The following is a 7,941-nucleotide window of genomic DNA, read 5'->3' on the forward strand; positions in this document are numbered from 1 at the left end:
GGGCCGGCGTGGCGGTGCAGGGCCGTGCGGATCAGCCGGTTGACCAGCTTCGGGTACTCCAGGCCGGAGGCCGCCCACATCCGGGGGAACATCGAGGTCGGCGTGAATCCCGGCATGGTGTTGATCTCGTTGAGGTAGACGTCCAGCTGGGGCGTGACGAAGAAGTCGACCCGGGCCAGGCCGGAGCAGTCCAGCGCGGTGAACGCCCGGGTCGCGTACTCCTGCACCCGGCGGGTGACGTGCTCCGGGAGGTCGGCCGGGATGTCGTACTCGCAGGAGTCGTCGATGTACTTGGCCTCGAAGTCGTACCAGTCGTGGCCGGAGACGACCCGCACCTCGGCGAGCACGGACGCCTCGGGCGCGCCGCCGGCCTCACCCTCCAGCACGCCGCACTCGATCTCCCGGCCGACGATCGCGCCCTCGACCAGCACCTTGGTGTCGATCTCGCGGGCCACCGCGACGGCGGCGTCGAGCTGGGACCAGTCGTCGACCTTGGTGATGCCGAAGGACGAGCCGGCCCGCGACGGCTTGACGAACACCGGCAGGCCGAGGCGCTCCTTGTCCTCCTCGCCGAGGTCGGACCCGCTACGCAGCACGGCGTACGGGCCGACCGGGATGCCCTCGACGGCGCAGAGCTTCTTGGTGAACTCCTTGTCCATCGCCGCCGCGGAGGCGAACACCTTCGCCCCGACGTACGGGATGTCGGCCATCTCCAACATGCCCTGGATGGTGCCGTCCTCGCCGTACGCGCCGTGCAGCACGGGGAAGACCACGTCGACGTCGGCCAGCGCACGGGGGCCCTCGGCCGGGTCGAGCACCATCAGTCCGTTCGCGGTGGGGTCGGCACGCAGGACCAGCTCGGCGCCCGAGCCGGCGGTGACCTCCGGCAGCTTGCGGTCGTGGATGGCGAGCCGGCCCGGGTCGCCGCTGGCGAGCACCCACTGCCCCTGGCGGGTGATGCCCACCGGCACCACCTCGAACTCGTCCGGGTCCAGCGCGGCGAGCACGCTGCCGGCGCTGACGCAGGAGATGCCGTGTTCGGGGCTGCGACCGCCGAAGACGATCGCCACGCGGGTCTTGCCTGGGGTGGTCACTGGGTCACCTCTCGGTACGCGACTGCGGAGCCGCCAGCGGCGCTCACCCGGTTGACCTTACTGTGCGTGGCGGCGGGCCGATGGCGATACCCAGCAGGAGGCGAACCTCCTTCGCAATCGGTCACTCCGACCGATACGGTGTGTGATCTACTTGTCGAGGCCGGCGTGTCGTCCCCGCCCGACGGCGATGACCTTCACCCGCTGCCGACCGGCGCGGACCATCCCGAGGGCCATGAAGGCCCCGGCGATCCGGTCGGCGGCCTCCCGGGTGTTCGCGCCGACCACCTGGCGCCGCCGCTCTGGCGCGGTCCGCTCGTCACGGACCTTCCCCTCGACCGGACGGACGTCGGTGAGCACCACGAGGAACCGGGTCATCGCCGCTCGCCCAGACATCCGCCCACCCACATCCGACGTCTCCCTCCCCGGTGACGGTGGCACGTGGCGATCGGGTACGGGGGAGTAAACCCGATCGCCACGCGCCCCATCCCCTCCGGTCGCTCACCATCGCCGTCGCCACGACAACCGTTGGTGAGGACGCCAACACAGATTGACAGGTGGACGTGCGTGAATGCAACTCTCATCGACGTTCTCTCATGCGCACTTTCCCAGAGACATATGCGACCATCGACCTATGGCTCCGAAGACCGCTCGGGCACGCCGGCTCGGCATCGCCCTGCGCACCCACCGGGAGGCGGCCGGCCTCACGCTGGAGGCCGCCGCCGACGAGATCAACAGCACCCGCAGCACCCTGTCCCGCTACGAGAACGCACAGACGCTGGTCAGTCCCGCCACCGTGCGCGCGCTGCTCAGCCTCTACGGTGTCGGGCCGGACGAGATCGCCGCGGCGGTGCAGTTGGCCAAGGACACCCGCAAACCCGGCTGGTGGGTGCCGTACTCACACCTGCTGGACAAACGCACCATCGACTTCATCGCCCTGGAGGCCGAAGCGACCGGCATCGCCAACTTCGAGCCCTCGGTCGTGCCGGGCCTGCTCCAGACCGCCGACTACATCCGCGGCGTGATGCGCGGCGGACCGCACACCCTCAGCGACGACCAGGTCGAGCAACGGGTGCAGCTCCGGCTGGACCGGCAGCAGCGGATCACCGGCGACGAGCCGCCCATCTTCGACGCGATCATCGACGAGGGCGCGCTGCTGCGCCCGGTCGGTGACCGGACGGTGATGGAACGGCAGTTGCAGCACCTGCTCAAGATGGGCGAACTGCCAAACGTGACCGTCCAGGTCATTCCCTTGGCGGCCGGCTACCACCGGGGCACCCGCGGCTCGCTGCACATCCTCGAGTTCGCCGACCCCGAGGACCCGCTCATCGCCTCGGTGGAGACCGTCGCCGGGCAGATGGTCCTCGACCGACCGGGTGACCTACGCACCTGCACCAAGATCATGGAACACCTGCGGACCGTCGCGCTCAGCCCGACCGACAGCCGCGACCTGCTCCTGCAACTGTTGAAGGGACGGTAGGACATGACACCGACGATCGGCGCGGCGTTGGCCACGGCCGCCTGGCGCAAGAGCAGCCACAGCGGAGACGAGGGCGCCTGCGTGGAACTGGCCACCGTGCCCGGCCTGGTGGCCGTCCGCGACTCCAAGGACCCGTCCGGCCCGGTCCTGCTCTTCCCACCGGCCGCCTGGGCCGCCTTCACCACCGCCCCGCCCCGCCGCTGAGCGGCCCCGAGCCGATCAGGAGGTCCGCGTCCCGGTCCCGGACGCGGACCTCCTGATCACGTCGTCGGAGCGAGCCACGGCCGGCCCGCCGCCGCGGACGGCCGGTCAGCCGGGACGGCGGGCGGTCATCGCGGTGGCGTCCCACTCCCGGGCGCGTACCACCCGGGGGCGCAGCCCCACCGCCCGCAGCTCGGCGTCCAGCGCGTCCACCTGGCTCTCCCCCACCTCGACCACCAACTGGCCGCCGGGCGCGAGCCACTCCACCGCCCCGGCCGCCACCCGCCGCAGCACGGCCAGCCCGTCCGCCCCGCCGTCGAGGGCCACCCGCGCCTCGTACCGCCGCGCCTCGGCCGGCATCAACGCCACCGCCGACGTCGGGACGTACGGGGCGTTCGCCACCACCAGATCGAGCCGCCCCCGCCAGGCGGCCGGCAACGGGTCGTACAGGTCGCCGTGCAGCACCTCGACGGAGCGGCCGGCGAGGTTGCGGCGGGCGCAGGCCACGGCCGCCGGATCCAGGTCGACGGCGGCAAGCCAGCGCGGCGCGAGCCGTGCGGCCAGCGCCAGGGTGGTCGCCCCCGACCCGCAACACAGGTCGGCCACCGCCGGGGCGGGGCCGGCGAGCGCCGCCGCGGCCGCCACCAGCAGGGCGGTACGCGCGCGGGGCACGAAGACGCCGGGTGCGACGGCGACCCGCAGCCCGCAGAACTCGGCCCAGCCGAGCAGGTACTCCAGCGGCTCGCCGGCGACCCGCCGGTCGACCAACCTGGTCAGCGCGGCGGGGGTGTCGACGGCGGCGATCAGCAAATCCGCCTCGTCCTCGGCGTAGACGCAGCCGGCGGCACGCAACCGCGAGACGAGGGCGGGACGGTCGGGGTGGTACGACGACACCACGGGACACCTCTCGGGAACGCTCGTCGGCGCTCCCGCCGTCGCTACCGTGGCGACGGCGACGTGGGGAGGAGCGCCGGCCCTGCTGTCTGCTGGATCGGTCTCACCTCCTCCGGTCGGGGCCCCTGCGGGCGGACATCACGATAGCGGATCGGCCGGCCCGGCGGCGTCCAACGCGGCGGCGACGTCGGTCACCAGGTCGACCGTGTCCTCCACCCCGCAGGAGAGCCGGACGAAACCCGCAGCGGTGTCGTCGCCCCACTGCGCCCGCCGGTCGGCCGTGGTGTGCAGGCCGCCGAACGAGGTGGCGGCTGCGACCAGCCGGGACGCCTCGACGAAGCGGGCGACCCGGTTGGCGTCGCCGAGGTCGAAGGAGAGCACCCCGGGCATCCGCCGCATCTGCGCCGACGCCACCGGGTACGCCGGGTCCGCCGGCCGGCCCGGCCAGCGCAGACCGGTCACGTCGTCCCGCCCGGCGAGCAGCTCGGCGACGGCCGCCGCGTTGGTCGACTGGCGTCCCAGCCGCAGGTCCAGGGTGGCCAGCGACCGGTGCGCCAGCCAGGCGTCGAACGCGCCGGGCACCGCGCCGGTGGTGGTACGCCAGGCGGTCAGCGTCTCCAGCAGCTCCGCCGAACGGGCCGCGACGTAGCCCAGCAGCAGGTCGGAGTGGCCGGTCAACGCCTTGGTGCCGGAGGCGACGACGAGGTCGGCGCCGAGTTCCAGCGGACGCTGCCCGAGCGGGGTGGCGGTGGTGTTGTCGACCACCACCAGCGTGCCGGCGGCGTGCGCGGCGGCGGCGAGCGCGGCCACGTCGGCCACGTCCAGCCCCGGGTTGGCGGGGGTCTCCAGCATCAGCAGCCGGACCCCGTCGAACGGCGGGTACGGGCCGGCGGTCGGCACCAACCCGACGTGGACCCCGATCGCCGCCAGCGTGGCGGTGGCGAAGGCGCGGACCGGGAAGTAGCCGTCGGCGGGGAGCAGCACCCGGTCGCCGGGGCGCAGCAGCGCCAGCAGCAGCCCGGTGACAGCCGCCTGCCCGCTGGCGAAGACCCGGCACTCGCCGCCTTCCAGCTCACCGATGGCCGCCTCCAGCAGCCGGCGGGTGGGGTTGTCCGGCCGGCCGTAGCCGTTCGGGCCGGCGGCCGGCCCCTGCCGCGGGTCGAGGTGGTACGGGGCGGCGAAGACCGGCCCGGGCAGGAACGGGTCACCCGGGGCGGGTTCGGGCAGGCCGGCGTGCACGCAGCGGGTGCCGTCGTGCCAGTCACCACTCACGAGTCGACCGTCGTTCGCGACTGCGGGGCTCGCAAACCCGGCTCACTCCTCGCACTCACCCAGTCGACCGTCGTTCGCGACTGCGGGGCTCGCAAACCCGGCTCACTCCTCGCACTCACCCAGTCGACCGTCGTTCGCGACCGCGGGGCTCGCAAACCCGGCTCACTCCTCGCACTCACTCGTACGACTCCGGTTTGGCGGTACGACTCATCAGAGCGTCCACGGCGAGCCGCGGGTCCATGCCCTCGTGGCAGATCCGCTCGATCTGCTCGGTGATCGGCATCTCCACCCCGTGCGCCCGCGCCAGGTCGCGGATCGAGAGGCAGCTCTTGACGCCCTCGGCGGTCTGCCGGGTCGCCGCCTGCGCCTGTTCCAGGCTCTCCCCCCGCCCCAGGTGCTCGCCGAAGGTGCGGTTGCGGGCCAGCGGCGACGAGCAGGAGGCGACCAGGTCACCCATGCCGGCCAGACCGGCGAAGGTGATCGGGTCGGCACCCAGCGCCACGCCCAGCCGGGCGGTCTCGGCGAGCCCGCGGGTCATCAGCATCGCCCGGGTGTTGTCGCCGAAGCCCATCGCGGTGGCGATGCCGTACGCCAGGGCGATCACGTTCTTCACCGCCCCGCCCAGCTCACAGCCGATCACGTCGTCGTTGGTGTACGGCCGGAAGTACGGCGTCCGGATCGACGACTGCACCAGCGCGGTCCGGCGGGGGTCGGTGCCGGCGACGACGGTCGCGGCGGGCTGCTCGGCGGCGATCTCGGGCGCCAGGTTGGGGCCGGAGACCACCACCACCCGATCCCCGGTCACCCGGGCGGTCTCCACGATCACCTCGCTCATCCGCTTGGTGGTGCCCAGCTCGATGCCCTTCATCAGGGAGACCAGGGTCGAGTCGGGGGCCAGGTGGGGCGCCCAGTCGGCGAGGTTGCCGCGCAGCGTCTGCGACGGCACCGACAGCACCACCAGTTCGGCGCCGGCGATCGCCTTGGCGGCGTCGCCGGTCGCGGTGACCCGCTCCGGCAGCCGGACGTCGGAGAGGTAGTCCGGGTTGCGTCGGCCGGTGCGGATCGCCTCGGCGACCGACTCCCGGCGCGCCCAGATCGTCACGTCCCGGCCGGCGTCGGCGAGAATCTTGGCGAAGGCGGTCCCCCAGGAACCCGCCCCCAACACCGCCACGTGGCTCACGCCGTCGCCTCCCCGCGTTCGGCGACGCCGCGCGGGGCCACCGCGCCGAGTCGGTCGGTTCGCTCGCTCATTCGGTCACCTCGGGAGTACGTGGACGGGCGGGACGCTCCCACAGTGGTGGCGGCGTGCCGCCCCGGATGTCGGCGAGCAGGTCGCGCAGGGTCAGCATGATCTGGTCGGTCATCTCCTCCAGCACCGCCCGGCTCGGGGTGGCGCCCGCCCACCGGCTCAGGTCCACGGGCGGGCCGGCGACCACGGTCACCGGGGTGCGGGGTCGTAGCCCGAAGCGGGTCGACCGGGGGTCGAAGAGCTTCTCCGGCCCCCACATCGCCAACGGGATCACCGGCGCTCCGGTGGCCAACGCCAGCCGGGCCGCGCCCGTCTTGCCCTTCATCGGCCACAGCTCGGGGTGGCGGGTGGTGGTGCCCTCCGGGTAGATCACCACCGCACCACCGGCGTCGAGCGCGGCGACCAGCTTGTCCAGCGACCGGACCGCGTCGACGGTGCCGCGCTCGACCGGGATCTGCTTGCACCGGTGCAGGATCCATCCGACCACCGGGACCCGGAAGACACTGGCCTTGCCGAGGTACTGCGGCCAGCGTCCGGCGTCGTAGATGAAGTGCGCGGAGACCAGCGGGTCGGCGTGCGAGAGGTGGTTGGGCACGATGATGATGCCGCCGTCGCGGCGCAGCTGTTCGGCCCCGCGCCAGGTGCGCCGGGTCCACACCAGCATCACGGGCTTGACCAGCAGCACGGCGAACCGTTGCCAGAAGCCCAGCCTGCGCCGTGTCACCCTGCCTCCTCGTCGCCCGACCCCGCGGCGTGCCCCGCAGCCGAAATCATGCCTGCTCGCCTCGGGCCCGGCCAGTGCGGGTACCGGCCGGTGACGCTGGCAGGATTGTCGCGTGCAGCCGACCTGGACCGTGGTGGTGCCGGTGAAGCGTCTCGACGCGGCGAAGAGCCGGTTGCGGGGCGCGCTGACGGGCGTGCCCCACGAGGAACTGGCGCTGGCCCTGGCGGCCGACACGGTCCGCGCGGCGGTGGCCTGTCCCGAGGTGGCCGAGGTCCTGGTCGTCACCGCCGACCCGGCGGTGGCGGCGGAGGCCGGGGCGGCGGGCGCGCGGGCGGTGGCCGACCGGCCGGACGCCGGGCTCAACGCCGCCTTCCGGCACGGCGCGCAGCTCGCCGGCCGCTCCTGGGTGGCCGGCCTCACCGCCGACCTTCCGGCGCTGCGACCGGCGGAGCTGGCCGCCGCACTGCGCGCGGCCGCCGCCACCCCGGGGGTACGCCGGTTCGTGGCCGACGCCCCGGGAACCGGCACCGTGCTGTTGGCCGCGCCGACCGGGGTGCCGCTGGACCCCCGGTTCGGGGTCGGCTCGGCAGCGGCGCACCGGGCCAGCGGGGCGCTCCCGCTCACCGGCGACTGGCCCAGCCTGCGCCGGGACGTGGACACCGCCGCCGACCTGGCCGCCGCCGCCCGGCTCGGCCTGGGACCGCGCAGCGCGGCGCTGACCGTGCCGTCGGCCTGACCCCACCGGTGTACGGTGCTGGCATGCAGGGCACCGTGGCGAGCTTCGACGCGCAGACCCGCACCGGCGTGCTCCTCCTGGACGACGGCACCGAGCTGGCTTTCCCGGCGCGCGCCTTCGACGCCTCGGGGCTGCGGCTGCTGCGCCTCGGGCAGCGGCTGCGGGTGGAGATCGGTTCCGACGGCGGGGTCGTCCGGGTGACATTCCCGACGATGGCCTGAGCCGACCGGCGCAAGTTCATTTTTAGTTAACCGTGATCGGGTGATTATGAGCCGGTGAGCATCCCTCGCGAGC

Annotated in this window: 10 protein-coding genes; 4 read left to right on the plus strand and 6 right to left on the minus strand. The window is 73.6% G+C overall.

Annotated elements, in window-relative coordinates; translation table 11 throughout:
- Both E1165_RS26650 and E1165_RS26655 read right to left on the minus strand, forming a co-directional pair.
- On the minus strand, positions 1–1,094 hold a 1,094-nt coding region (locus E1165_RS26650; RefSeq protein ID WP_132394479.1), incomplete at its 3' end, for a D-alanine--D-alanine ligase family protein.
- A gap of 147 nt (positions 1,095–1,241) precedes the next feature.
- A complete protein-coding gene (locus tag E1165_RS26655) occupies positions 1,242–1,469 on the minus strand; it encodes a hypothetical protein (protein WP_132394488.1) in 228 nt (75 codons plus the stop codon).
- Between the two features lie 256 nt (positions 1,470–1,725).
- Between E1165_RS26655 and E1165_RS26660 the strand changes: the two genes are divergently transcribed.
- Together E1165_RS26660 and E1165_RS26665 are read left to right on the plus strand one after the other, a co-directional pair.
- Complete coding sequence (locus E1165_RS26660) at positions 1,726–2,571, plus strand: helix-turn-helix transcriptional regulator (RefSeq protein ID WP_132394480.1); 846 nt, start codon at positions 1,726–1,728, stop codon at positions 2,569–2,571.
- Positions 2,572–2,574: 3 nt separating this feature from the next.
- Positions 2,575–2,775 (plus strand): DUF397 domain-containing protein, encoded by a 201-nt coding sequence (locus E1165_RS26665; RefSeq protein WP_132394481.1) that lies wholly within the window; start codon positions 2,575–2,577, stop codon positions 2,773–2,775.
- Positions 2,776–2,880: 105 nt separating this feature from the next.
- On the opposite strand, the gene E1165_RS26670 is transcribed toward E1165_RS26665, so the two are convergent.
- The 4 genes from E1165_RS26670 to E1165_RS26685 form a co-directional block, all read right to left on the minus strand.
- Entirely contained in the window at positions 2,881–3,666 is a 786-nt protein-coding gene (locus E1165_RS26670) for a putative protein N(5)-glutamine methyltransferase (protein ID WP_243705004.1), read from the minus strand.
- Between the two features lie 138 nt (positions 3,667–3,804).
- A complete protein-coding gene (locus tag E1165_RS26675) occupies positions 3,805–4,938 on the minus strand; it encodes a cystathionine gamma-lyase (RefSeq protein ID WP_132394483.1) in 1,134 nt (377 codons plus the stop codon).
- Between the two features lie 175 nt (positions 4,939–5,113).
- A complete protein-coding gene (locus E1165_RS26680; RefSeq protein ID WP_132394484.1) occupies positions 5,114–6,118 on the minus strand; it encodes an NAD(P)H-dependent glycerol-3-phosphate dehydrogenase in 1,005 nt (334 codons plus the stop codon).
- Between the two features lie 67 nt (positions 6,119–6,185).
- Complete coding sequence (locus E1165_RS26685) at positions 6,186–6,911, minus strand: 1-acyl-sn-glycerol-3-phosphate acyltransferase (protein WP_132394485.1); 726 nt, start codon at positions 6,909–6,911, stop codon at positions 6,186–6,188.
- Between the two features lie 112 nt (positions 6,912–7,023).
- Here E1165_RS26685 and cofC point away from each other — a divergent pair, with 112 nt between their 5' ends.
- Complete coding sequence (gene cofC, locus E1165_RS26690; protein ID WP_132394486.1) at positions 7,024–7,647, plus strand: 2-phospho-L-lactate guanylyltransferase; 624 nt, start codon at positions 7,024–7,026, stop codon at positions 7,645–7,647.
- A gap of 23 nt (positions 7,648–7,670) precedes the next feature.
- Entirely contained in the window at positions 7,671–7,868 is a 198-nt protein-coding gene (locus E1165_RS26695) for a cold-shock protein (RefSeq protein ID WP_132394487.1), read from the plus strand.
- The last annotated feature ends 73 nt before the right edge of the window (positions 7,869–7,941 follow it).

Origin of the sequence: Micromonospora sp. KC723 (assembly GCF_004348595.1) — a bacterium.
Taxonomy (GTDB): Bacteria; Actinomycetota; Actinomycetes; order Mycobacteriales; family Micromonosporaceae; genus Micromonospora.